The sequence below is a fragment of the Stenotrophomonas sp. 82F1 genome (genome assembly GCF_056861525.1).
In genome coordinates, this window is sequence record NZ_JBSPUD010000028.1 from 22773 (window position 1) to 49092 (window position 26320).

Below are 26320 nucleotides of genomic sequence, written 5' to 3' on the forward strand. Positions count from 1 at the left end.
CGCCGCTGATCAGCCCTTGATCACGCCCAGCTCGACGCCGATGCGGGTGAACGCATCGATCGCACGGTCCAGATGCTCACGGCTGTGCGCGGCGCTGATCTGGGTGCGGATGCGCGCCTGGCCCTTGGGTACCACCGGGAAGAAGAAGCCGATCGCATAGATGCCTTCTTCCAGCAGGCGCTCGGCGAACTTCTGTGCCAGCGGTGCGTCGTACAGCATCACCGGGCTGATCGGATGCACGCCGGGCTTCACGTCGAAGCCGGCAGCGGTCATCTTCTCGCGGAAGTAGGTGGTGTTCTCGGCCAGGGTGCTGCGCAGGTCATCGGCTGCGGCCAGCATCTCGAAGGCCTTGATGCCGGCGGCGACCACGTGCGGCGGCAGCGAGTTGGAGAACAGGTACGGGCGTGAGCGCTGGCGCAGCAGCTCGATCACTTCGGCGCTGGCGCAGGTGAAGCCACCCAGTGCGCCGCCCATGGCCTTGCCCAGGGTGCCGGTGATGATGTCGATCTTCTCCAGCACGCCCTTGACCTCGGCCGAGCCGCGGCCCGTCGCGCCGAGGAAGCCGGTGGCATGGCATTCGTCGATGTGCACCAGCGCGTTGTACTTCTTCGCCAGTGCGGTGATTTCGTCCAGCGGCGCGATGAAGCCGTCCATCGAGAACACGCCGTCGGTGGTGATCAGCTTGGTCTTGCAGCCAGCCGCATCGGCGGCCTGCAGCTGCGCCTCCAGGTCGGCCATGTCGCAGTTGGCGTAGCGGAAGCGCTTGGCCTTGCACAGGCGCACCCCGTCGATGATCGAAGCATGGTTCAGCGCATCGGAGATGATCGCGTCGTTCTCGCAGAGCAGCGGCTCGAACAGGCCGCCGTTGGCGTCGAAGCAGGCCGCGTACAGGATGGTGTCCTGCTTGCCGAAGAAATCGGCGATCTGCTTTTCCAGCTGCTTGTGCAGGTCCTGGGTGCCGCAGATGAAGCGCACCGAGGCCATGCCGAAACCATGGCTGTCCAGCGCGTCCTTCGCGGCCTGGATCAGGTCCGGATGGTCGGCCAGGCCAAGGTAGTTGTTGGCGCAGAAATTCAGCACCGTGCGGCCGTCTTCGAGGGTGATCTCGGCGGACTGCGGGCTGGTGATGATGCGCTCGGACTTGAACAGGCCCTGGGCGCGGATGGCGTCCAGTTCCTCAGCATAGTGGCGGGTCAGGGCGGAGGAGTCGGTCATGGCGTGGGCACGGCTCAGCACGGGAAACCGCTGATTCTACCGGGCATCGACGGTTGCGGACCGGGCCGGAGGGGGCCCCGCCATGGACGGCACATGTTGCATCGCAATAGCAAACGGGTTAAAAATTCGTGAACCGGGCCTGTCTGGCTCCGGTCGCTGCGCCCGCTGCAGATCCCGCCTTCCACGCCACCGACCCCACCGGAGACGCCCATGAAGCACGCCCGTGCCTGCCTCGCCATTGCCGCCGCCCTGACCCTCGCGCCGTTCGCCGCCAGCGCCCAGGACAACGAATCTCCGTACAGCTGGAACGTCACCGCCGTCTCGGACTACCTGTTCCGTGGTGTGTCGCAGACCGATGAGGATCCGACCCTGCAGGCCGGCTTCACCTACACCAGCCCGGTCGGCCTGTATGCCGGCGTCTGGGGCTCGGGCGTCGACTTCGGCGCAGGCGATCCGAAGACCGAGGTCGACTACCTGATCGGCTACGGCGTGGACGTGACCGAGCGCGTCAACTTCGACGTGCTGTTGAACCGTTACACCTACCTCAAGTCCAGCCACCAGAACTACAACGAGCTGATCACCACCACCACGCTGGACGACACCTACAAGCTGACGGTGGCCTACAGCAACGATGTGTGGAACAGCAGCACCGATGGCTGGTACTTCGGCCTGGGTGGCAGCTGGGGCCTGCCGAAGGACTTCAAGCTCAATGCCAACGTCGGTCGCAGCACCTTCGAGGACGGCATCGCCAAGGACTACACCGACTGGAACGTCGGCGTCGCCCGCCAGTTCGGCCTGTTCAACGTTGGCCTGGGCTACTACGGCACCGACGGCAACGGCCGCGACAACTCCGGCAAGCTGGCGCACAGCCGGGTGATGCTGAGCGTCGCCGTCGGAAAGTAACGCCGCAGGCGTTACTGGTAGTGCCGGCCGCTGGCTGGCAACACCAACGAGAAAGGCGCCCATTGGGCGCCTTTTTCAATTCCAGCGACGCCGGGCATGGCCCGGCGCTACACCGTGGACCGGGTCAATTCCAGCTCAATACCACCTTGCCGGCCTTGCCTTCTTCCATCAGGTCGAAGCCCTTCTGGAAGTCGTCGATCGGCAGCTGGTGGGTCATCACCTTGCCGAGCGGGAAACCGGACAGCACCAGCTGCGTCATCTTGTACCAGGTCTCGTACATCTTGCGGCCGTAGATGCCCTGCACGGTCAGGCCCTTGAAGATGATCTTGTCCCAGTCGCAGCCGGCGCCCTTGGGCATGATGCCGAGCATGGCGATCTTGCCGCCGTGGTACATGCAGTCGAGCATGTCGTTGAACGCGCGCGGATTGCCGCTCATTTCCAGGCCCACGTCGAAGCCCTCCATGTGCAGTTCCTTCATCACGTCCTTCAGCGACGTGTTGGCAACGTTGACCACTCGCGTGGCGCCCATGTCGGCGGCCAGCTTGAGGCGGAAGTCGTTGACGTCGGTCACCACCACGTTGCGCGCACCGATGTGCTTGCAGATGCCCGCCGCGATGATGCCGATCGGGCCGGCGCCGGTGATCAGCACGTCTTCACCGATGACGTTGAATTCCAGCGCGCAGTGCGCGGCATTGCCGTACGGGTCGAAGAAGGCGGCCAGTTCGGACGGGATCTGGTCGGGGATCGGCCACAGGTTGCTGGCCGGCATCACCATGTATTCGGCGAACGCGCCGTTGACGTTGACGCCGATGCCGACGGTGTTCGGGCACAGGTGCGGACGACCGCCGCGGCAGTTGCGGCAGTGGCCGCAGACGATGTGGCCTTCGGCCGACACGCGCTGGCCGATCTCGTAGCCGGTCACGCCCGGGCCGATCTCGGCGATGCGGCCGACGAACTCATGGCCGATGGTCAGGCCCGGCTTGATCGTGCGCTGGCTCCATTCGTCCCACAGGTAGATGTGCAGGTCGGTGCCGCAGATCGCGGTCTTTTCCAGCTTGATCAGGACCTGGTTGGGGCCCGGGGTCGGCACCGGAACCTCTTCCATCCAGATGCCCTTGGCCGCTTCGCGCTTGACCAGGGCCTTCATCGTTTGCTGCGCCATCGGGGTGGAACTCATCAGGGGGAAAGCGCGGATTATAGGGCGCCACGCGGATTTCCCATGTTGCGCTGCGGGTGCATTGGTGGAACGAAAGCTGCGCGCAGGCGGGCGTTTCGAACGTTGCCGCTGCGCTCGCCGGGCATGGCCCGGCGCTACCCCGCATGGCGGCTGCCCCGGTAGCGCCGGGCCATGCCCGGCGGATGCGTGGGTGCCAGCCAAGGTTGGCTGCTGCCGGGCATCGGGGCGTCCGGCCCATGACTTCCGGGGTTCGGGGCGGGGCAGGGTGGCGGGCTACAATCGAGGGTTCCACTACCAGGGGCCGCTCCATGCGCTCGAACCTGCTTGCATTCTCCGTCGTCGCCAGCCTTGGGCTGGTCCAGGTCGCCCATGCCGCTGAAGGCATGTGGGTGCCGCAGCAGCTGCCGGAAATCGCCGGCCCGCTGCAGAAGGCCGGCCTCAAACTGTCCCCGGAACAGCTGGCCAACCTGACCGGCGACCCGATGGGCGCGGTGGTCGCGCTGGGCGGCTGCACCGCCAGCTTCGTCTCCCCGCAGGGCCTGGTGGTCACCAACCACCACTGTGCCTACGGTGCGATCCAGCTGAATTCGACCGCGCAGAAGAACCTGATCAAGGATGGCTTCAACGCGCCCAAGCTCAGCGACGAACTGAGTGCCGGCCCGAACGCCCGCGTGTTCGTGCTCGACCAGATCACCGACGTCACCGCCCAGGCCAAGGCGGCCATCGCCGGCGCCGGCAAGGATCCGCTGGCCCGCAGCCGCGCGCTGGATGCCTTCGACAAGGCCCAGGTTGCCGCCTGTGAAGCCGATGCCGGCTTCCGCTGCCGCCTGTACAGCTTCTCCGGCGGCAACACCTACCGCCTGTTCCGCAACCTGGAAATCAAGGACGTGCGCCTGGTCTATGCACCTCCGGGCAGCGTCGGCAAGTTCGGCGGCGACGTCGACAACTGGATGTGGCCGCGCCACACCGGTGACTTCTCGTTCTACCGTGCCTACGTCGGCAAGGACGGCAAGCCGGCGGCGTTCTCGGCCGACAACGTGCCGTACCAGCCCAAGCACTTCCTGAAGTTCGCCGATACGCCGCTGGGCGCCGACGACTTCGTGATGGTGGCCGGCTACCCGGGGCGCACCAACCGTTACGCGCTGGCCGGTGAGTTCAACGAAACCGCCAGCTTCACCTACCCGACCATCGCCCGCCACTACAACGCGGTGCTGAAGATGATCGCCGACGCCGGCAAGGCCGACGCCGACGTCAAGGTGAAGTACGCCGCCACCGCCGCCAGCATGAACAACGTGGCCAAGAACTACCTGGGCCAGCTGGAAGGCTTCAAGCGCATCGACGCCGCCGGCCAGAAGCAGGCTGAAGAAGCGGCGGTGCTGGCCTGGCTGAAGAAACAGGGCGCTGCCGGCAAGCCGGCGCTGGCTGCGCACGCGCAGCTGCTGCAACACCTGGACACCAGCAAGTCGACCCGCGAGCGCGACCTGTTCGTTGGCCAGTTCAACAACACCTCGGCCGTCGGCGCGGCGATCACCCTGTACCGCCTGTCGATCGAGCGCAGCAAGCCGGACGCCGAGCGCGAAGCCGGCTACCAGGAACGTGACCTGACCACCATCGAAGGTGGGCTGAAGCAGATGGATCGTCGCTACGTGGCGAAGATGGACCAGCAGCTGCAGACCTACTGGCTGGACCAGTACGTGGCCCTGCCGGCCGCGCAGCGCGACAACGTAGTGCTGAACAAGTGGCTGGCCGGCAGCGATGCCGCTGCGGTGAAGTCGCTGGTGGCCAAGCTGGGCGGCACCGAGCTGGGCAGCCTGGACAACCGCCTGAAGTGGTTCAAGGCCGACCGCGCTGCGTTTGAAGCCAGCAATGATCCGGCCATCCAGTACGCGGTGGCGGTCATGCCGGCGCTGCTGAAGCAGGAAGAGCAGAAGAAGATCCGCGAGGGCGAATCGCTGACTGCCCGTCCGCTGTACCTGCAGGCCGTGGCCGACTACAAGAAGAGCCAGGGCGAGTTCGTCTACCCGGACGCCAACCTGTCGCTGCGCATCACCTTCGGCAACGTCATGGGCTATGGCAAGGACGGCGTGAAGTACACCCCGTTCACCACCCTGGAAGGTGTGGCGGCGAAGGAAACCGGTGAAGATCCGTTCGACTCGCCGAAGGCGCTGCTGGATGCGGTCAAGGCCAAGCGTTATGGCGGCCTGGAAGACAAGCGCATTGGTTCGGTGCCGGTGAACTTCCTGTCCAACCTGGACATCACCGGCGGCAACTCCGGTTCGCCGGTGCTCGATGCCAACGGCAAGCTGGTCGGCCTGGCCTTCGACGGCAACTGGGAATCGGTCAGCTCCAACTGGGTGTTCGACCCGGTGATGACCCGCATGATCGCCGTCGACAGCCGCTACATGCAGTGGATCATGCAGGAAGTGGCGCCGGCGCCGCAGCTGCTGAAGGAACTGAACCTGGCGAAATGATCCGTCTGCGGTCGCTGGCGATCTATCCACGCATGGCGTGGATCTACTGGCCGCCTCCGGTAGCGCCGGGCCATGCCCGGCGGAATCCGTAGGAAACCTGAAACCCCGTGACGCCAGTCGCGGGGTTTTTTCATGCCCGGTCCGGCGCGGTGCGCCGAACAGGTATCATCCCTGTTCCGCGTACTTCACAGGATGTGAACACTGCGCCGGAATTCCTCCCCCAAGGACCCCTTGTTCGCATGCGCATCCTGCTTGCCCGTCACGGCGAAACGCCGTGGAACGCCGAAGGCCGCTACCAGGGCCAGATCGACATCCCGCTTTCGCCCATCGGTGAGGCCCAGGCGCAGGCGCTTGGCGCCCGCCTGGCGTCGGTGGACATCACCCGTGCGGTGACCTCGCCGCTGTCGCGCGCCCAGCGCACCGCGCAGCTGGCCCTTGGCGCCGCACGCGCCGACATGCTGCTGACCGAGCCGGAACTGCAGGAGATCGCGCACGGCGAGTGGGAAGGTCTGCTGGCCAGCGAAATCAACGAAAAAGATCCGTCGCGCCTGCAGGCCTGGCGCACTGAGCCGGACACCGTGCTGATGCCCGGCGGTGAGTCGCTGCGCCTGGTGCTGGAGCGCAGCTGGCGCGGCCTGGCCCGTGCCGTGGAAGGCCTTGGCGAACACGACACGCTGCTGGTGGTCGCCCACGACGCGGTCAACCGGGTGATCCTGTGCAAGGTGCTGGGCCTGCCGATTTCCCGCCTGTGGAGCTTCCGCCAGGCACCGACCACCCTCAACCTGCTTGAAGGCCCCGATCTGGACAGCCTGGAAGTGGTGCGCCTGAACGACTGCGCCCACCACACGCCGTTCTTCGGTGAAGCCAAGCACCGCGCACTCTGAATTTCCTGTCCTGAACCACCTGTACCTGTTGGAAGCCTTGCCGTGAAGAACACCCCGACCACTCTGGCCGAATGGCTGGATTACATTGAACGCCAGCACCCGGCAAGCATCGACATGGGGCTGGAGCGCGTGCGCACCGTGGCCACCGCGATGGGCCTGGGCACGCCGGCCAGGCACACCATCGTGGTCGGTGGTACCAACGGCAAGGGGTCCACCGTTGCCTTCATCGAAGCCATCGCGCGCGCTGCCGGCTGGAAGGTCGGTGCGTACACCTCGCCGCACCTGCTGCGCTACAACGAGCGCGTACGCATCGATGGCCAGGATGCCGATGACGCCGCACTGGTCGCTGCGTTCAACGCGGTCGAGGCCGCGCGCGGTGATGTGACGCTGACCTATTTCGAGTACGGAACGCTGGCCGCGCTGCAGTTGTTCGCCGACGCCGATCTTGATCTGGCCGTGCTGGAAGTCGGCCTTGGCGGCCGTCTGGATGCGGTCAACATCGTCGACGCCGATGTGTCGGTGATCACCACCGTGGACATCGATCACGCCGAATGGCTGGGCGAGGACCGCGAGGCCATTGGTGCCGAGAAGGCCGGCATCATCCGCGGCTGGAAGCCGGTGATCCTGGGCGAGACCGATCCGCCGTCGAGCGTGCTGGCGCGCGCCTATCTGGTAGGTGCCAATGCGATCCGCGGTGGCAGCGACTATTTCTACGAACCGATCGACGCGCAGCGTTGGCGCTGGCGCGATGTCGGCACCCGGCTGGAGCTGCCGACCCCGGCGCTGGCCGGGCCGATCCAGCTGGCCAACGCCGGCGCGGCGATCGCGGCGCTGCGTGCGCTGGACAAGCCGGTGCCGCGCGCGGCATGGGCCGCAGGCGTGGCCGCAGCGCGCATCGCCGGGCGCCTGCAGGCGTTCGAGCGCGATGGCGTGCAGGTCCGCGTCGATGTCGGCCACAACCCGCAGGCGGCCGGCCAGCTGGCGCGCGCGCTGAAGGCCGAGGCGACCCCCGGGCGCACCCTGGCGGTGTACGCCGCGCTGCAGGACAAGGACGCCGTGGGCGTGGTGCAGGCCCTGCAGGAGGTAGTGGGCGACTGGACCCTGGCCGGCCTGGATGGCCCGCGTGGGCAGAGCGCGGCGCAGCTGCAGGCGCGCCTGGCCGATACCGCTGCGGCCGCTGCGGCATTGGCCGACACGGTCGAACAGGCGCTGGCGAAGGTGCTGGCCCGTGCCGAGCGCGGCGACCGGGTATTGGTGTTCGGTTCCTTCCATACCGCCGCCGCTGCACTGCAATGGCTGCAGGCCCACGCCTGACCGCCGTTCAGCCATTACCGACGCCGTCCGGTCGCGCACCCGTATAATCGACCGCAACGTCCAGCCTGCCGCCTGCCCTACGTGGATACGCCCCTGAAACAGCGTCTGATTGGTGCCATCGTCCTGGTGGCCTTGGCCGTCATCTTCCTGCCGATGCTCGTCAAGGGCCCGGCCCCGGACAGCGGTGTGGCCAATGTGCCGATCGCCGCGCCCGATGCGCCGGCCGATGGCCAGTTCGAAACGCGTGAACTGCCGCTGGTCGCGCCTGCCGGTGGCGCCACCGGATTGCAGAGCGGCCAGGCCCGTCCTGTCGAGGAGGCCGCTGCACCGGCTGCGCCGCCGACCGTGGACACCTCGCCAGCAGTCGCCGCCGGCAACTACGCGGTGACCTTCGGCGCCTACGGTAGCCAGGCCGATGCCGATGCGGTGGTCGCCTACCTGAAGCGCTCGCAGCTTCCGGGCTTCATCGAGACCGCATCGATCAACGGTCGCCCGGCCTGGCGCGTGCGCGTAGGACCGTATGCCGACCGTGCGCAGGCCGAAGCGGGCCGGCTGCAGGCGGTGAAGGTCCGCGCCGACGTGAAGGCAGAAGTCATCACCCTCGATGCCAAGCCCTCGACCAGCGCACCGGTGGCCAGCACGCCGGCACCCGCGCCGAGCGCCAGTACGCCCGTTGCGGCGGCTACGCCGTCGGCGACCGGTAACCCGGTGCGCAGTGAAAGCCTGCCGCCGAGCACGCCGACCGCAGCAACCGCGCCGGCTGCCAAGCCGGAACCGGCCAAGCCGGTGGTCAAGCCGGAACCGAAACCCGAACCCAAGCCGGAAGCGACTGCCAGCAAGCCGGCCACCCCGCCGACTACGCCGGCCGCGCCGGCTGCCAGCGGAGTAGGTTTTGCCGTGCAGCTCGGTGCATTCGGCCAGGCCAACGATGCCAACGCCCTGCGCGACAAGGTCCGCGCGGCAGGCTTCAGCGCCTTCGTCGAGCAGGTGCGCACCGAAAAGGGCAGCCTGCACCGGGTCCGCGTCGGGCCGGTGGCCAACCGCGCTGATGCAGAACAATTGAAGGCGCAGGTCGCCGCCAAGGTCGGCGTGGCCGGCATGGTGCGACCGCACCCATGACCTGTACGCAGCCCCGTTGCCAGCGCCGCCGAAGGAGCGGGGCGCCATGATCGACGTGGTGCTGCTGATCGTGATCGCCGCCTCCACCCTGCTCGGGTTGCTGCGCGGCTTCGTCGGCATCGTCATCGGCACCGTATCGTGGCTGGTGGCGGCCTGGGCGGCCTTCGCCTTCGGCAACGACGCCGCGCGCTGGTGGGCGGCACCGGCCGCGCCCGGCGGCGAGCATTTCATCGGCGGCTACCTCAGCGTCGGCATCGGCGTGATGATCGTCGTCGCGGTGATCGGCATGGTCATCAAGGCCATCGTCCACCGCAACATGCTGGGCAGCCTGGACCGCCTGCTGGGCGGCGTCCTCGGCGCTGTTCGTGGGGGCCTCATCGCGGCCGTGCTGGTGTTGCTGGCCGGCTTCACTCCGCTCACTGCCGAACCCTCCTGGCGCGGCTCGGCGCTGCGGCCGGTGCTGAACCCGGCCGTGGCCTGGATGAACAGCAAGCTGCCGCACTGGCAGGTGCCGGGGGCCGACCTGCTGCCCAAGGCCTTGCCGATGGACGCACTGTCCCCATCTGCGTTGATGGAGCTGGGCAAGAGTGCCGGCGCCGGAGTGGGCAAGCCGGGGGCGACAGGCGATAATGGCGTACTCGGTCAGATAGTGGCGGGCAGCGGATGGCTGCGGCCTGCGAAGGCGGAACAGGGCGAGGCATACGATCCGGCCGAAGTGCGCCCGGACGCCCCAGCACTACCGGGCAGCATCGAGCCGGACGACCCGGCCAATGTCGACCGCAGACGCGGCGACAACTCTGGCCAGGTACGGCCACCTTCCTTGTAACTGGGCACAGCCCAGCGGAGACCTCGCATCATGTGTGGCATCGTCGGAATCGTCGGCAACCAGAACGTCGCCGGGCAGTTGTATGACGGCTTGACCGTCCTCCAGCATCGCGGCCAGGACGCGGCGGGCATCGCCACCGTCAACGGCAGCCGCCTGCGGGTGCAGAAGGCCACCGGCCTGGTCCGCGATGTCTTCGATGCACGCACCATGTCCACCCTGGAAGGCAGCGTCGGTATCGCCCATGTGCGCTACCCGACCGCCGGTTCGGAAGGCATGGACGAGGCGCAGCCGTTCTACGTCAATTCGCCGTACGGCATCGCGCTGGCCCACAACGGCAACCTGATCAACACCGAGGACCTGCGCCAGCAGGTGTTCGAGCAGGACCGCCGCAACGTCAATACCGATTCGGACAGCGAAGTGCTGTTGAACGTGTTCGCCTACGAACTGGAACAGCAGCGCCAGCTCAGCCCGGAAGCCGCCATCCGCGCGGTGGCCGGCGTGCACCGTCGCTGCAAGGGCGGCTATGCGGTGGTCAGCGTGGTGCTGGGCCTGGGCCTGGTCGCTTTCCGCGATCCGCATGGCATCCGCCCGCTGGTGCTGGGCAAGCGCAGCCACGCCGAGGGTGACGAGTACATCGTGGCCTCCGAGTCGGCCGCGCTGGACGTGCTGGGCTTCCAGCGCGTGCGTGACGTGCAGCCGGGCGAAGCACTGGTGATCACCGCGCGCGGCGAACTGTTCTCGGAAATCTGCGCCGAGCCGGCCGAACACACCCCGTGCATCTTCGAGTACGTGTACTTCGCACGCCCGGATTCGATGATCGACAACGTGTCGGTGCACAAGGCGCGCATGCGCATGGGCATCAAGCTGGGCGAGAAGATCCTGCGCCTGCGCCCGGACCACGACATCGACACCATCATCCCGATCCCGGACACCTCGCGCGATGCTGCGCTGGAGATCTCCAACGTGCTCGGGGTGAAGTACCGCGAAGGCTTCATCAAGAACCGTTACATCGGCCGCACGTTCATCATGCCGGGCCAGGGCGAGCGGGTGAAGTCGGTGCGCCGCAAGCTCAATCCGATCCACCTGGAATTCCGCAACCGCGTGGTGCTGCTGGTGGATGACTCGATCGTGCGCGGCACCACCAGCCAGCAGATCGTGCAGATGGCGCGTGACGCCGGCGCACGCAAGGTCTACCTGGCCAGCGCCGCGCCGCCGGTGCGTTACCCCAACATCTACGGCATCGACATGCCGGCCGCTGAAGAACTGGTCGCGCACAACCGCAGCATCGAGGAAATCGAAGCGCACCTGGGCTGCGACTGGCTGATCTACCAGGACATCGAAGACATGGAAGCGGCGGTGAGCGAAGGCAATCCGGCGCTGCGCAACTTCGATTCGTCGTGCTTCAACGGGCATTACCCGACGGGCATCGAGCCGGGCTACTTCGAGCGCATCCAGCAGCTGCGTTCGGACGACGCCAAGCACAAGCGCCGCGCCTGAGGTCCAGGCGGTGATCGACGTGCCTGACGTCGGCGGCAATCTGCTGCGCGCTGCGCAGCAGTGCCTGGCCGAAGCCGATCCCCTGCACAAGGTCGCACTGACCCAGGCCTACGCGGCGGCGTTCCGCGCTGGCCGGCTGCATGTGCCGGCCGATGCGCCGCCTGCCGAACCGATCCGCATGCCGGGCCGACCGCCCCAGCTGCTGATGGTGCATCCGCGTGAAGTGCCCCGGCGCGGCCTGGGCGGGGTGGAGGGGCGCGCGGCGTTCATCCATGCCATCGCCCATATCGAGCTCAATGCGATCGACCTGGCCTGGGACGCGGTGTACCGCTTCCGTGGTCTGCCGGCAGCGTTCCACGCCGACTGGGTGAGCTGCGCCGACGACGAATCGCGCCACTTCATGCTGCTGCGCGAGCGCCTGCTGGCACATGGCCATGAGTACGCCGATTTTCCTGCGCACAACGGCCTGTGGGAAATGTGCGAGAAGACCGCGCACGACGGCCTCGCGCGCATGGCGCTGGTGCCACGCGTGCTGGAAGCGCGTGGGCTGGACGTGACCCCGGGCATGATCGACAAGCTGCGCAATGTCGGCGACGGTGAAACCGCCGATGTGCTGGAAGTGATCCTGCGCGAGGAGGTTGCACACGTTGCTGCCGGATCGCGCTGGTTCCGCTGGTACTGCGAGCGCGCCGGCGTCGAACCGCGTGCACGTTTCAGGGAACTGCTGGTCGAGTATGCCGGTGGCTACCTGCACGGGCCGTTCAACATGGAAGCGCGCCTGCTGGCTGGGTTCGATGCGGATGAGCTCGCCAATCTGATCGAGCAGGCGGGTTGACCGGCGTCGGTTGATCCATCATCCACGCATGGCGTGGATCTACTGGGCTGGCGGGTGGAGGTCATCCAACGAAGCACCGGCTTTGCAGTAGATCCACGCCATGCGTGGATGCCGTTCACCCGTTCGGCAACACCACGCGCCTGCCATCCACCGTCGGCCGGTTGATGTAGAACAGCCCCGGCCCGGGCCGATACGGCAGCTCGCTGACACCAGCATCAGCGGTGTAGGTCAGGGCGGTATCGCCCAGTGCATCGAAATTCCAGTGTGCGGACTGCATCAGGTAACGGCGGCGCAACAACGCTTCCTGCGTCGGGGTCAGCGACTGGCCAGCGATCAGGCGGCGCGCGATCGGCTGCAGTGCACCAGGCAGTTCCCAACCCGCCACCTCGGCGGCGTCGGCGGTCCAGGTCACGCCGGCATCGATGGCGTGCTTCTGCATCACCTGCAGCGCCACCAGCTGATAGCGCCAGTCGATGGGCCGGTGCAGCACCACCGCAGCGGTGGCGTACAGCACCGGCGACAGCAGCACGCTGCGGCTGCCCGCGCGTCGTTGCTGCTGCCACTGGTGCCAGACATCGACCCACACTTCCTTCGGGCTCAGCCCCAGCTGCTGCCGCCAGCGTTCGGCGTCGGCCTGTGCTTCAGCGTAGGCGGTCGTCGCCTGCAGCAGGGTCAGTGGCGGTGTCTGGTAGTCCTCCACGCCGGGCCGGCGCAGCTGCTGCCGTCGCGGCCGGCTGAGCAGCTTGGGCCCTTCCTCCCCCTGGTCATAGCCACCACCGATGTTGGCGTGTACGCCGGGCAGTGCGATTTCGCGATAGGCAGGTGCGACAGTGGTCAGCGCATAGTGCTGGCGATGCTCATCACGCGCGCTGAGCTGCAACACCGCCTCGGCGATGCCCGCGGGCAGGGCGATGCGGGGATGCTCGTCGGCGCGTCCGCCGTTGACGGCGACCACCGTGTCGAACAGGCCGATGAAGCGCAGTGTTGGCCGCGGCAGGGCGAAATCGGCGCTGCACGAAAGCCCGGCCTGCTGCAGCAGCTGCCGCCAGCGCGCGGCATCCCACCCGCGCAGGTGGTTGGCTACATCGCGTGCGGCGGCCGCGCCCCGCGAATAGCCGAACAGATCCAGCTGCACGCTGTGCAGCGGCGCGCGCCACTGCGAGGCAAGTGCTGACAGTGCCGCCGGCAGCAACACCTGCAATGCACGCTGCACCTTCGCCTGCACGCCGCTGGCGCCAATCCCGAAAGCCAGACCGATCAGGTCGTCCTCGGCATTGTCGCGGGTGCCGACACCTTCAACATAGATCGCCAGCGAAGGTGCGCTGCCCGGTGTGCGCCGGCTGTCCGGATACAACTGGTGCAGGCGCGCGATGTTGGTGGCGCCGTTGTCGTAGCTGCTGGTCAGCCGGCTCTGGTAGGTCGAATCGTCATCGGCGCGGAGCAGGGCGGGGCGCGGTCGCGGCACCTGCCGGTGCCCCTGGGCCAGGTTGTGCGCGTTGTTGCGGGTGCCGTCGAAGAACAGGCCGATCCGCAGCAGGCCCGGATCAGCCGTCGTGTCACTGCCGTGCTGCGCTGGCGCCATGTGCATCCCCTGTCGTGGCCACGTCACGGTAGCGCGAAAGCCATGTGTTGGCGAAGTGTACTGACGCTTTTGACCTGACTGAACGTAGATGCGGTCGATCACAGATCGCGATTTCCATTCCCCTGATCTATTGAATTCACACGCCCTGCGCAGGCCTGATGGCCGAACCCGGCACTCCGGGTCGTGCTGCATCAACGCTGTCCACTTCACTCCAAGGAGCGACAAGATGATGTCCAGATCGATAGGTAAAGCGACAGGTGGTCTGTTGTTGGGATTGTCGGTAGCGGCCGCCGCCAGTGCGGCGCCGTTGTTCGAACCGGTCACCGTGCTCAGCCGTGCATCGGCCACCAACGAGCCGGCACTGGGGCGATTGCTGGCCACCCCGTCCACCGCCGCCGTGCAGGAAGTGCGTGTCGATGCTGCCGCCACCGCGCAGCCGCAGCTGGAATTCGAGCTGCTCGGGCAGAAGGTGCAGGCCGTTCGCAGCAAGGTCGAGGCGCTGCCGGATGGTGGCAGCGTCTGGTATGGCCAGTTGCGCGCGCCGTCCGATCGCCTGCAGGCGGCCACGTCCAATGGCCAGGACGATCCGGGCAACTCGCTGATCCTGGTGCGCTCGGGCAACACTCTCACCGGCTCGATCCGCAAGGACGGCAAGCTGTATCGCCTGCGTCCGCTGGGCAATCGCCACGTGCTGGTCGAGGTGGATGAGTCGCGGATGCCGGCCGACCATCCGGCCGACTACAACCAGTTGCCGAAGATCGCCATGCCGGCCAATGATCGCCTTGGCACCGCGCAGGCCTCGTCGGGAAGCCCGGCGACCATCCGCGTGCTGGTGGTGGCGACCAACGCTGCGGTGAGCGCGTACGGTGGCAACATGCAGTCGCTGGTGCAGTTGGCCGTTGCCGAATCCAACCAGGGGTACACCAACAGCAACGTGGGCCTGACCCTGCAGCTGGCCGGTTATGAAACCACCAGCTACATCGAGTCGGGCAATTTCACCACCGACCTGTCGCGCTTCCGTGGCACCAGCGACGGCTACATGGACAGCATCCACACCAGCCGCAACAATACGGCTGCCGACGTCGGCGTACTGCTGATCAACAACACCAGTTACTGCGGGCTGGCCTCGGGCATCGGCTCCACGGCGTCGACGGCGTTTGCCGCGGTGTACTGGGATTGCGCCACCGGCTACTACTCGTTCGCCCATGAAATCGGCCACCTGCAGAGCGCACGGCACGATATCGCCAGTGATCCGAGCACGTCACCGTATGCCTATGGCCATGGCTATCGCTATGAGCCGGCCAGCGGATCACGCTGGCGCACGATCATGGCCTATGACTGCTCGGCCGGCTGTCCGCGGCTGAACTACTGGTCCAATCCGAACATCAGCTACAACGGCGTGCCGATGGGCATCGCCAGCAGTGCCGACAACCAGCGAGTGCTGGTCAATACCAAGGCCACCATCGCGGCCTTCCGCTGAGGCCAAGCGCCGACCAGGGTCGGCGTCTGGCAGAGCGCGTACACCTGCTCTGCTGGATGCCAACCTTGGTTGGCACCCTGCGATCCATCATGCGCGGCTGAGCGTATCCAGCGTCCAGCCGTTGGCATCCACACGCAGCACCGAGCCCTGTTCGTACCAGTCGCCCAGCACGATGCGGGTGCAGCTGCGTCCGCCGGCCTGCAGGGTGTGGATCGCCGGGCGATGGGTATGGCCATGGATCATCGTGTCCACGCCGTGGCGCACGTAAGTGACTTCCACTTCGGCCGGGGCCACGTCGGTGACGGTCTCGAACTGCGCGCGGTCGCCCTGTTTCATTTCCGACTGGCGCGCCTGGCTGGCATCGCGCGCTTTCTGCGCGAAGGCGATGCGCGCTTCCAGCGGCTGCGACAGGAACTGCGCCTGGAAGACAGGATCGCGGGTCTGGGCGCGGAACTGCTGGTAGGGAATGTCATCGGTGCACAGCAGGTCGCCGTGCTGCAGCAGCACCGGGCGGCCGTACAGCTCGATCATGCACGGGTCCGGCAGGATCCGAAGGCCGGCGCGGCGGGCATAGTCTTCGCCCAGCAGGAAATCACGGTTGCCGCGGATGAAGAACACCGGCACGCCGCTGTCGGACAGTACCTTCAGTGCATCGGCCACCGCATCGGCTGCGGCCGAGGGGGTGTCATCGCCGATCCAGGCTTCGAACAGATCGCCAAGGATGTACAGCGCGTCGGCGCCGGGCGCCTCCTCGCGCAGGAAGCGCAGGAACAGGTCGGTGATGGCCGGACGGCTGGGGTCCAGATGCAGATCGGAGATGAACAGCGTGGTCATGCGGATATTCTAGGGCATCGCTTTGCCGCTGGCGCAGGGCTCTGCCCGTCGCAGGGCGTCACACCGGCAGCGGCAACCAGGCCAGGCTGGCCGAGGCCAGCAGTGCAGCGATGCCGGTGGCCGCCAGAACGTCGCTAGGATAGTGCAGGCCCAGTACGACGCGCGACAGGCCCACGCCGAAGGTGAACGGCACCAGCAGCGGTGCCAGCCAGGGGTAGTAGGCCAGCGCAACGATGGTGAACGACACCGCGTGCAGGGTATGCCCGGACGGGAAACTGAACTCATCCAGCGGCGCCACCCAGGCACGGATACGCAGGTCGGCCGCGTACGGCCGCGGTCGCCGGGTCCAGCGTTTCAGCCCCTTGTACAGCAGCAGCGCGGCCAGCCCGGTGGCGGCCATGTGCACCGATGCACGCAGGCCGTCGAAGCCATCAATGAGCACCAGCGCGCCCATCAACATGTACCAGAACACGCCATCGCCGAGCCGGCTGATGATCGAGAACACGCGCCGCACGCGGCGACGTCGGCAGTAGTGGTTGGCGCGGCGGCACAAGCGCGCTTCGCGGCCGGCCAGCAGTTCAAGCGGCGTGGTGCGCATGTCCGCTCCTCCGTGCATTGGCCAGTTCCGCCAGCAGGCTTTCAAACTCCGCCACCACCTGCTGCGGGTGCAGCCGCTTCATCGCCCGTGCCGCGTTGCCGCCCAACTCGCGGCGCAGGGCGTCATCGGCAGCCAGTTGAACTGCTGCCTGCACGAACTGCTCGTCGTCATCCACTGCCGCACCATTCTCGCCGTTGCGCAGGTACTCGCGGGCCGCGCCGTAGTCGAAAGCGACAGTAGCCAGGCCGCTTGCCATGCTTTCCAGGGTCACGTTGCCGAATGTCTCGCTGCGGCTGGGGAACAGGAACAGGTCGCCACTGGCGAAATGGCGGGCGAGGGCATCGCCACGCTGGATGCCGCAGAAGATGAAATCGGGATTCTCATGGGCCAGTTTTTCGCGCGCCGGGCCATCGCCGACCCAGATGAAGCGTGCTTTCGGACGCACCTGCTGCAGCTTGCGGAAGGCTTTCACCGCCAGGCCGAGATTCTTTTCGGCGGCGATGCGGCCGACGTAGATCGCTGCCAGCCCCGTACCATCGATGCCCCATTCTTCGCGCAGCGCCGGGTCGCGGCGTGCGGGGTCGAACTGCTGGTTGTCGACCGCGCGCGCGAGCAGGCGCACACGCTCGAAACCCTGTTCGGTGAGAAATTCCTGCAGTTCACGGGTGGGCACCAGGGTCGCATCGGCCTGGTTGTGGAAGCGGCGCATCCAGCGCATTGCCGCCGACTGCAGCCACGCCACGCCATAGTCAGGCAGGTATTCGTCGAAGCGGGTGTGGAATCCGGTAGCCACCGGAATGCCGAGGCGGCGCGCGGTGCGCAGCGCCGACCAGCCCAGCGGGCCTTCGGTAGCCACGTAGATCGCGTCCGGGCGCTGCTGCCGCCAGTGCCGGCCCAGCCGGATCGGTGCGGGCAGGCCGAAGCGCAGGCCGGGATAGCGCGGCAAGGCCGCACCCGGAACCAGCAGGGTGCCCGGTGCCGCCTCCAGCGCTTCACTGGCCTGTCGCGGGCGGATCAGGTCGACCTCGTGGCCGGCGGCGCGCAATCCCTGCTCCAGGCCCTGCACGGTCAGTGCGACGCCGTTGATCTCCGGCGGGTAGGTTTCGGTGACGATGGCATAGCGCATGGCGGGCCTCCGGTTTTACGCATGCTCAGGCCTGGCGATGTAGCCGACATGACCGCTTTGCGACAGCGTGATGACGGCCACGCCGGGCGCCGCCCGCGTAGTTCAGGAGCACAAAAAACCACGGCCCCGAAGGGCCGTGGTCATGGTGTTGCGCCAGTGCGTGGATCAGAAGCGCTGCTGGTACTTCATGTAGATGAAACGACCGATGTCAAAGCCGCCGTAGTAGGAGAAGTTGGAACTTGGCTGGCTGTACAGGATCGGTCCCTGGCGAGCGAACACATTGTTGGCGCCGATCGAAACGGTGGCGCTCCACGGCAGGGTGTAACGCGCCTGCACATCATGGAACGTGACCGAACCGCGTCGGTTGTAATCGCGGCTGCCGCTGTACCAGGGCGCGCGCTGGTCCGGATCGGAACATTCGTCCGGATGGCCGCTCGCGTCCAGGCAGCGTTCCTTGACGGCGGAGAAGTAACGCAGGCTCCAGGTGAGGCCCAGGTTGCCCTGCTCCCAGCCCAGCGATGCGTTGGAGCGGACCCGGAAGCCGATACCGTCGTTGGTGGCGATGCCATTGCTGGGAATCGGCGGCACATCCGCCTCGTTGGTGGTCCGCTCTTCGGCGGCAACCACATAGGTGCTCTTCCAATCGGCGCGCAGCGTGCCCCAGCGGGTTTCGAGCTTGTGGCCGATCTCCAGGTCATAGCCTTCGGCCTGGCGGAAACCGCTGTTGCGGTTGCCGAAGCTGAGCTTGTCGATGATGCCCAGTTCCGGGTCACGGGTGAAACCGCCGCAACGTTCGGCGATGCCCAACTCGTAGCAGTCGCGGAGGATGTCATTGGGATGGTCGGAAACGATCGTGTTCTCGATGCGGATCTTCCACCAGTCCAGCGCGATGTTCAGCCCTTCGGCGAACGTGGGGCTCCAGACCAGGCCCAGTGTGCGGCTGGTCGAGGTCTCCGGCTCCAGGTCCGGATTGGAGCCGTTGGTGAAGGGCCGCGGCGTCTGCCCGCTGCTGCTGGTGATCGGCTCGTTGCCCTGGCCGAGCTGGCGGTAGGTGTCCGCATTGGCGATGTCGGCGGCGCAGCGTGCACGCACCTCCGGGCTGCTGGCGGCTGCACCGTAGACGGTGTCGCAGGGATCGCGGAAGCCGGTGGTGAAGGTTTCAGAACCACCGCCATACAGGTTGGAGATGGTCGGTGCGCGGAAGCCCTGGGCCCAGGTGCCGCGGACCAGCAGCTGATCGATCGGCTTCCAGGTGAAGCCGAACTTGCTGTTGAGGGTGCCGCCGAAGGTGGTGTAGTCCGAGTATCGGGTAGCGGCGCTCAGGCTCAGCTCACGCGCACCGGCCAGGTCGCGAAGCACCGGCACGCTCAGCTCCAGGTAGGCCTCGTCTACACGGTAGCCACCGCCGGTGGGGCCTGCGGCCAGGTTGGTGGTGGCACCGGTCTGTGCCAGCGCATCGGGGATGAAGCGGCCATCCTCGCGGCGGCTCTCCGCACCCACCGCGAAGCCCAGTTCGCCGGCCGGCAGCGTGGCGAGACTGCCGCTGAGGCTGGCGAACAGGTTGCGGGTAGTGGTACGGCCGCGGGTGAGTTCTTCTGGGAACAACCAGTCCTGCAGTTCCGGGTTGCCGGTCAGGCCATAGGGATCATCCTGGCCATAGGGCACCAGCGGGTTCCAGGGCCTGCAACCGGCGATCGGCGCATCCGGTGTACCGCACTCGACCTTGCCGGTTGCCGGATTGTAGAAGGACGGCCCGGTGGCATCGGCGACGCGTTGCTTGTGCAGGTTGCCGGTGGCGCGTTGGATCAGTTCGCTGCGGTTGTACTGGTAGCCGGCTTCCCAGTCGAAATCGCGACCGCCGAAGGCGAAGCTGCCCTCGAACGCCGCCACGCCCTGCCAGGAGGTCAGTTCGCTGGTACTGACCCGCGGAATCTCCCAGGTACGGCGGTTCCAGTCCACGTCGCTGGGCGTTTCGTAGCCGTGATGGCTGCCGAACGGGTTGAACCAGCTGTCGACGGACATCGGCGTGATGCCGGCTGCGCCGGACTGGAACGGGTAGCCGGCCACCTGACGCCTGGTGGTGCGTTGGTTGTAGGCCAGCTGGGTGTTGAAGCGGACCTGGTCGTTCAGATCCACGCGCGCGTCAACGAAGATCGAGTCGCGCTTGATCGGTGTCTGCAGGTGCATCTGTTCGTTGCTGTTGCTGACATCACCGGTGAACGGGGTGTTGTCGCTGAGATGGAAGCTGTCCGGACCTCCCGGCTGGCCGCCACGGTCGAGCGAATAGCTGCAGCCGCGGCTGTTGCTGCAGCCCGGACCGTTGAAGCCGGTAATGCGGCCCCACTGGCCGACCGTGGTCCAACCATCGTCCGGATGACGATCGGTATAGGTGTAGGCACTGAAGCCCCGGTCCTTCGCCCACACGCCCTTTTCTTCGACATGCTCGGCGGCGAGGCTGATCGAGGCGCGTTCATTCGACCAGCCTGCAACCACGTCGTACTGGGTGCGGGCGCCATCGCCTTCGCTGAACTGGCCATGGTAGACGCTGGCGGTCACGCCCTCGACGTTGCGGCGGGTGATGATGTTGACCACGCCGGCCATGGCATCGGAACCGTAGATGGCCGATGCGCCATCCTTCAGAACTTCCATGCGCTCCACGGCAGCGGCAGGAATGCTGGAGATGTCCTGGTAACCACTGGTCGTCATGCCCAGGCGTTTGCCATTGATCAGCACCAGCGTGCGCTGTGCACCCAGGCCGCGCATGTCCACGTAACTGCCACCGGCGGTTTCGCCAGCACTTAGGGGGCTGGCACGGCTGATTGCCGGGCTGCCGGTTGCGGTCAGGTTCTGCAGGATGTCGGCGACGGAATTGAAGCCTTGCCGCTCGATGTCAGCGCGGCTGATGGTCAGCACGGGCTGTGCGGTTTCCAGATCGACCTGGCGGATGCGCGAGCCAGTGATCTCGATGCGGTCCAGGGTGGTGGCTTCAGCGGAATCCTGGGCGAATGCGGGAACGGCCAACGCAGTGGTGGCGGTCATCGCAAGCACTCGGCGGATCGCCAACCCAAGTTCGGGAATACGGATGGTCATGGGTCTCTCTCTCTTCCAATTCATCGGTGCGCGGCCAAGCAGGGCGGCGCCAGTTCCACCGCAGGCGGTGGACGTTCAAACCTAGTGAAGGCCCGCAGGCAGAAGTAGAGGAAAGCGACGAAAGCGCCCGGATCGGTGATGACGCTTTTGTACAAAGCGGAAGCGAATCAATCGATTGCTCGGTCATGTGGTGTTCCGGCTGAAGGTGTGCCCGGGCTCGCGTGCTGGATTGAAAGCGTCAAGGCCGATGTGGATGGCGACAACCTGCGCAGGCAAAAAAAAACCACGGCCCCGAAGGGCCGTGGTCATGGTGTTGCGTCAACGCGTGGATCAGAAGCGCTGCTGATACTTCATGTACATGAAACGACCGATGTCGTAGCCACCGTAGTAGGAGAACGACGAATTCGGCTTGCTGTACATCACCGGGCCGTCCTTGCCGAACACGTTGTTGGCGCCAACCGACACGGTGGCATCCCACGGCAGGTTGTAACGGAACTGCACGTCGTGGAAGGTGACCGCGCCACGCTGGTTGTAATCGCGCGTGCCCTTGATCCACGGAGCCATGAAGCCCGGATCGGAGCACTCATCCGCGTAACGGGTAGCGTTGAGGCAACGCTCCTTCACGCCGGAGTAGTAACGCGCGGTCCAGCTGACGCCGAAGTCGCCGATATCCCAACCCAGCACCAGGTTCGAACGCACCCGGAAGGCCAGGCTGGTGCTGGTGCCGATGGTGTTGGCCACGCCGTTGATCGGGGTGGGAACCACGCCGGTATCGTTGGTCGAGCGGTACACGTTCTTGCTGACGTAGGTGCTGGTCCAGCCAGCGCTCAGCTTGCCGTAGCTGGTATCGACGCGGTAGCTGACGTCCAGGTCGTAGCCTTCGGTCTCGGCGAAGCCGGCGTTGCGGTTGCCGAACTTCAGGCCAGTGACGATGCCGGTGGCCGCGTCGCGGGTGAAGCGGCTGCAACGTGCTGCGATACCCTGCTCGTAGCAGTCGGTGAGGATCTGGTTCGGGCTGTCATCGACGATGGTGTTGTCGATGCGGATCTTCCACCAGTCCAGCGCAACGTTGAGGTTGCTGACGAAGGTCGGGCTCCACACCAGGCCCAGCGTCTTGCTGGTCGAGGTTTCCGGGGTCAGCTGCGGGTTGGAACCGGAAACGAACGGCGTCGGCGTTGCGTCCTGCGCGGTGGTCACCGGCGTGTTGCCCTGGCGCAGCTGACGGAAGTTGCCGGCATCGGCGATGTCGCGTGCGCAGCGTGCGCGGACTTCAGGACTGTTCTTGGAAGCGCCGAACACGGTGTCGCAGGGATCGCTGAACTGCGCGAAGGTTTCCGAACCGCCGCCGTACAGGTCACTGATGGTCGGTGCGCGGAAGCCTTCGGCCCAGGTGCCGCGGACCAGCAGCTGGTCGATCGGCTTCCACTTGAAGCCGAACTTGCTGTTGAGGGTGTTGCCGAAGGTGTTGTACTCGGAGAAACGCGTTGCGGCGCTGATGCTCAGTTCCCTGGCACCCGGCAGGTCGGCCAGGATCGGCACGTTGAGCTCCAGGTACGCTTCCTTCACCGTGTAGCTGCCGCCGGTCGGGCCAGCGGCCAGGTTGGTGGTGGCACCGGTCTGGGCCAGCGCGTCAGGCGTGTACTTGCCATCTTCCTTGCGGCTTTCGACACCGAAGGCAAAGCCCAGGTCGCCGGCCGGCAGGGTCATGATGCTGCCCGACAGATTGGCGAACGCATTCTTGGTGGTGGTGCGGCCGGTGGTTTTTTCGGCCGGGAACAGCCAGGACAGCAGTTCTTCGTTGCCGGTCAGGCCGTTCGGGTCATTCTTGCCGAACGGCACCAGCGGGTTCCACGGCTTGCAGCCATCGATGACCGCGCCCTGGCGGCCGCACATCACCTTGCCGGTGGCCGGGTCGAGGAACGACGGGCCCACGGCGTCACGCACGCGCTTCTTGTGCAGGTTGCCGGTGGCGGTGGCGGTCAGCTCGTTGCGGTTGTACTGGTAGCCCACGTCCCAGTCGAAGTAGCGCTCGCCGATCTCGAAGGCACCATCCAGCGACACCACCGCACGATAGGTCTTCAGTTCGCTGGTGCTCACGCGCGGCACTTCCCAGGTGCGGCGGTTCCAGGACACTGCGGTCGGGTTGGCATAGCCGTGCTGGCTGCCGAACGGATTGAAGTAGCTGTCCCTGGACATCTGGCCCGTGGCGTTCGGGTCATTGGGAATGGACACCGAGCTGGACTGGGTCGGGTAGCCGGCGATCTGGCGCTCGGAAGAACGCTTGTTGTAGCCGAACTCGGTGCGCAGGTTGATGTCATCGGTCAGCTTGAAGCGGCCATCGAAGTACACCGAATCACGCTTGATCGGGTACATGACGTGCATCTGGTCGTTGGCATTGCTGACGTCACCGGTGAACGGCGTTGCATCGGTCAGGTGGTAATTGGCCGGGTTGGTCGGATCGGCACCGCGGTTGAGCGAGTAGCCGCAGCCCAGCCGGGTATCGGTGCAGCCCGGGCGGCCCTTCAGGCCAGTGATCTGGCCGTACTGGCTCAGCGTGGTCCAGTTGGACGGGTCATTGGGGTTGTGGTCGCTGGTACCGTACTTGCTGAACCAGCGGTCACGTGCCCACACGCTCTTTTCTTCGGAGTGCTCCAGCGCCAGCGTCAGCGACACGCGGTCGTTGCTCCAGCCACCCACCACGTCGAAGCGGTCGCGCGCGCCGTCGCCTTCGCTGTACTGGCCGTGGTAGACGTTGGCGGTCACGCCGTTGACGTTGGAACGGGTGATGATGTTGACCACGCCGGCCATCGCATCGGAGCCGTAGATGGCCGAGGCGCCATCCTTCAGCACTTCGATACGCTCCACCGCCGACACCGGCAGCGAGGACACGTCCTGCAGGCCCGAGGTGCTGATGCCCAGACGCTTGCCGTTGACCAGCACCAGGGTGCGCTGCGCGCCCAGGTTGCGCATGTCGATATAGGTGCCGCCGGTGTTCTCGCCCGAGCTCAGCGCGTTTGCGCGGCTGATTGCCGGGCTGCCCATCGCGGTCACGTTCTGCAGGATGTCGGCAACGGAGCTGAAGCCCTGGCGTTCGATATCGGTACGGCTCAGTGCCAGCACCGGCTGCGCCGTTTCAACGTCCACCTGGCGGATGCGCGAACCGGTGATTTCGATGCGGTCCAGGTTGGTCGGCGAGGCGGTGCTGCTGCTCTGGGCGAACGCCGGCAGCGCAGCCAGCGTCGCGGTGGTTGCCAGGGCGTAGCGGATGGCCTGCCCCAGTGCGGTGGTGCGTGAAGTCATGACGAGCTCTCTCTCTCTCGGGTCGTGCAAAGGACGCCAAAACGGGCGTCGAAGGAATCGGCAGGTCCAGGACCGAGCCGATGACCCGATAGTAGTCTCGTTGGTTAATGCTATGTAAAGAGCGCGTGTCGGTTTGTGTCGTTACGCATCACGCGCTTTCACCAAACGTGAACAAAAGCAGGGGTTTACGTCAGAACGAGTCGCACGCCGCCGAAGCCTGCTGCTGCGTTGCAGCAGGAATTGGCGGTCGATTGCGCGGACTGTAACGAAATGTAATCGGGCGCCGACGGCGATGCGTGGGCGCCCGGCGCCCTGCTCAGACCACGAACGGACGGAACTGGATGCCCAGCCCGGCGATGCCTTCGGTCTCGCCGATCAGGTCGGCGCGCAGCAGCGGCCGCGCATCGATGAAGGCCTGCGGCACGATCAGCGACAGGCGGCTGTCGTCGGCGGTCAGTTCCAGCGCCGGCAGTGGTGCGTCTTCATGCGCGCGGTTGAGCAGTACCGCCAGGCGCAGCAGGGCAGCCAGGCGCCGTGCCGTCAGCAGCAGGCGTTCGGGAATGGCATCGAAGGCGGTCTTGCTGATGCTGCGGCGGTGATTGCGCACCAGCGTCGCCAGCATCTGCTGTTCCTGCCGCGAGAAGCCGGCGATGTCCGAGTTCTCCAGCACGTAGCTGCCATGCACGTGGTAACCGCTGTGGGCGATCATCAAGCCCAGTTCATGCAGGCGCGCGGCCCAGCCGAGCATGCGTGCATCATCGGCATCCAGCTTCCAGCGTTCCTGCACCTGCTCCAGCAACGACAGTGCGGTGTCCTGTACGCGGCCGGCCTGCACCGTGTCGATGCCATAGCGATGGGTGAGGGCGGCCACCGATTCATCGCGCGGGTCGTTGTCACCGGCACGGCCGAGGATGTCATAGAGGATGCCCTCGCGCATCGCGGCCTTGCTGACCAGCAGCTTCTGCAGGCCCAGTGCCTGGAAGGCGGCCTCCAGCACCAGGATGCCGCCGGCGATGATCGGGCGGCGATCGCTGGACAGGCCGGGCAGCACGATGTCGTCGATCTTCTTGGCCTTCAGCAGCTCATCGCGGAGCTGCGGCAACGCCTCGGCGGTGATCGCACCCTTGCTCAGCTTCATCGTCGCGCAGATTTCGCTGATGGCCTTGTGGGTGCCGGACGAGCCAAGGGCTTCCTGCCAGCCCAGCGCGCGGTATTTGCTGGCGAAGGGCTGGAACTCGCGGCCGATTTCGGCCAGTGCATCTTTCCAGCGCTTCTTGCTGAGTTTGCCGCCCGGGAAGAAGCGACGGGTGCTGGCAATGCAGCCGGCCTGCAGGCTCTCGCGCTCCAGCGTCTGCATGCCCTTGCCGATGATGAACTCGGTCGAGCCGCCGCCGATGTCGATGACCAGGCGATGCTGGTCGGGCTTGGGCGGTTGTGCATGGGCCACGCCCAGATAGATCAGTCGCGCCTCTTCGCGGCCACTGACCACTTCGATGGCATGCCCGAGTGCGGTTTCGGCCGGCATCAGGAAGGCCTGCGGCGAACGCAGCTGGCGCACCGTGTTGGTGGCCAGTGCACGCACGCGATGCGGCGGGACGTTGCGGATGCGCTGGCCGAACCGGGCCAGGCACTCCAGCGCGCGCTGCCGCGCTGCTGCGGAGAGTCCGCCCTTGCCGTCCAGGCCATCGGCCATGCGCACGGTTTCGCGCAGGCGGTCGATCACCCGCAGCTGGCCAAGCGTGTAACGCGCGATGACCATGTGGAAACTATTGGAGCCAAGGTCGATGGCGGCCAGCAGGTCGCCATCCTGCAATGCGGGCGGAGTCGTGGTGGTATGCGGCATGGGCGAATGTTAGCCGAAGGGGCGGTGAACTCGTCACCGCGTGGCCTTCACATTTTGTGGGGGGAGTGCGGCAGGGCTGCGCCCTGCACCCGCAGAATCAACGTCAACGTCAAAGGCGGGGTATCCGTGGGATGGCGGGGTGGGTCCGGTGGCGGGGGACGCTGCAAGTACGTCCCTGTAAGCTCGGTCGCGCCATCCATGGCGCTCACGCCCCCGCAACCGGACC

18 protein-coding genes are annotated in these 26320 nt (G+C 66.3%); 9 read left to right on the plus strand and 9 right to left on the minus strand.

Translation table 11 applies throughout. The features are described 5' to 3' along the window. Nucleotides 1-9: 9 nt before the first annotated feature. The gene (kbl, locus tag AC13GI_RS19805) at nucleotides 10-1215 is read right to left on the minus strand and encodes a glycine C-acetyltransferase (protein WP_482997132.1); all 1206 of its coding nucleotides are present in this window, start codon (nucleotides 1213-1215) and stop codon (nucleotides 10-12) included. 210 nt (nucleotides 1216-1425) lie between these two features. Here kbl and AC13GI_RS19810 point away from each other — a divergent pair, with 210 nt between their 5' ends. Next, entirely contained in the window at nucleotides 1426-2118 is a 693-nt protein-coding gene (locus AC13GI_RS19810; RefSeq protein ID WP_482997133.1) for a TorF family putative porin, read from the plus strand. 124 nt (nucleotides 2119-2242) lie between these two features. On the opposite strand, the gene tdh is transcribed toward AC13GI_RS19810, so the two are convergent. Further along, nucleotides 2243-3265 (minus strand): L-threonine 3-dehydrogenase, encoded by a 1023-nt coding sequence (gene tdh, locus AC13GI_RS19815; RefSeq protein ID WP_032952044.1) that lies wholly within the window; start codon nucleotides 3263-3265, stop codon nucleotides 2243-2245. A gap of 338 nt (nucleotides 3266-3603) precedes the next feature. On the opposite strand from tdh, the gene AC13GI_RS19820 reads away from it, so the two are divergent. From AC13GI_RS19820 to AC13GI_RS19850, 7 genes are all read left to right on the plus strand, one after another. Next, a complete protein-coding gene (locus AC13GI_RS19820) occupies nucleotides 3604-5766 on the plus strand; it encodes a S46 family peptidase (RefSeq protein WP_482997134.1) in 2163 nt (720 codons plus the stop codon). 239 nt (nucleotides 5767-6005) lie between these two features. Next, complete coding sequence (locus AC13GI_RS19825; RefSeq protein ID WP_482997135.1) at nucleotides 6006-6650, plus strand: histidine phosphatase family protein; 645 nt, start codon at nucleotides 6006-6008, stop codon at nucleotides 6648-6650. A gap of 42 nt (nucleotides 6651-6692) precedes the next feature. Continuing rightward, nucleotides 6693-7964, plus strand: a complete 1272-nt coding sequence (folC, locus tag AC13GI_RS19830) for a bifunctional tetrahydrofolate synthase/dihydrofolate synthase (protein ID WP_099819156.1) — start codon at nucleotides 6693-6695, stop codon at nucleotides 7962-7964. Between the two features lie 81 nt (nucleotides 7965-8045). After that, nucleotides 8046-9083 carry an SPOR domain-containing protein gene (locus tag AC13GI_RS19835; protein WP_099819157.1) on the plus strand — a complete coding sequence of 346 codons (1038 nt, stop codon included), beginning with the start codon at nucleotides 8046-8048 and terminating at the stop codon, nucleotides 9081-9083. Between the two features lie 46 nt (nucleotides 9084-9129). Next, the gene (locus tag AC13GI_RS19840; protein WP_099819158.1) at nucleotides 9130-9909 is read left to right on the plus strand and encodes a CvpA family protein; all 780 of its coding nucleotides are present in this window, start codon (nucleotides 9130-9132) and stop codon (nucleotides 9907-9909) included. A 30-nt stretch (nucleotides 9910-9939) separates the two neighbouring features. Then, nucleotides 9940-11406 carry an amidophosphoribosyltransferase gene (gene purF / locus AC13GI_RS19845; RefSeq protein WP_025878104.1) on the plus strand — a complete coding sequence of 489 codons (1467 nt, stop codon included), beginning with the start codon at nucleotides 9940-9942 and terminating at the stop codon, nucleotides 11404-11406. 10 nt (nucleotides 11407-11416) lie between these two features. Next, complete coding sequence (locus AC13GI_RS19850) at nucleotides 11417-12241, plus strand: ferritin-like domain-containing protein (protein WP_482997136.1); 825 nt, start codon at nucleotides 11417-11419, stop codon at nucleotides 12239-12241. A gap of 115 nt (nucleotides 12242-12356) precedes the next feature. Here the strand turns inward: AC13GI_RS19850 and AC13GI_RS19855 are convergent, their stop codons facing one another. Then, nucleotides 12357-13823, minus strand: a complete 1467-nt coding sequence (locus AC13GI_RS19855) for a DUF2235 domain-containing protein (RefSeq protein ID WP_482997137.1) — start codon at nucleotides 13821-13823, stop codon at nucleotides 12357-12359. A gap of 226 nt (nucleotides 13824-14049) precedes the next feature. Here AC13GI_RS19855 and AC13GI_RS19860 point away from each other — a divergent pair, with 226 nt between their 5' ends. After that, nucleotides 14050-15303, plus strand: coding sequence for a zinc-dependent metalloprotease (locus tag AC13GI_RS19860; RefSeq protein ID WP_482997138.1), 1254 nt, complete (start codon nucleotides 14050-14052; stop codon nucleotides 15301-15303). A gap of 87 nt (nucleotides 15304-15390) precedes the next feature. Here AC13GI_RS19860 and lpxH read toward each other — a convergent pair whose 3' ends face one another. From lpxH to ppx, 6 genes are all read right to left on the minus strand, one after another. Next, a complete protein-coding gene (lpxH, locus tag AC13GI_RS19865; protein ID WP_482997139.1) occupies nucleotides 15391-16137 on the minus strand; it encodes a UDP-2,3-diacylglucosamine diphosphatase in 747 nt (248 codons plus the stop codon). 58 nt (nucleotides 16138-16195) lie between these two features. Next, complete coding sequence (locus AC13GI_RS19870; RefSeq protein WP_180163719.1) at nucleotides 16196-16735, minus strand: phosphatase PAP2 family protein; 540 nt, start codon at nucleotides 16733-16735, stop codon at nucleotides 16196-16198. Next, the gene (locus AC13GI_RS19875; protein WP_482997140.1) at nucleotides 16716-17861 is read right to left on the minus strand and encodes a glycosyltransferase family 4 protein; all 1146 of its coding nucleotides are present in this window, start codon (nucleotides 17859-17861) and stop codon (nucleotides 16716-16718) included. Before AC13GI_RS19875 ends, AC13GI_RS19870 begins: the two co-directional genes overlap by 20 nt. A 165-nt stretch (nucleotides 17862-18026) precedes the next feature. Next, on the minus strand, nucleotides 18027-20951 hold the full coding sequence (locus AC13GI_RS19880; protein WP_482997141.1) for a TonB-dependent receptor plug domain-containing protein: 2925 nt from the start codon (nucleotides 20949-20951) through the stop codon (nucleotides 18027-18029). Nucleotides 20952-21281: 330 nt separating this feature from the next. Beyond that, complete coding sequence (locus AC13GI_RS19885) at nucleotides 21282-24251, minus strand: TonB-dependent receptor domain-containing protein (RefSeq protein ID WP_482997142.1); 2970 nt, start codon at nucleotides 24249-24251, stop codon at nucleotides 21282-21284. Between the two features lie 316 nt (nucleotides 24252-24567). Next, nucleotides 24568-26094, minus strand: coding sequence for an exopolyphosphatase (ppx, locus tag AC13GI_RS19890; RefSeq protein ID WP_099819167.1), 1527 nt, complete (start codon nucleotides 26092-26094; stop codon nucleotides 24568-24570). Nucleotides 26095-26320: the final 226 nt, after the last annotated feature.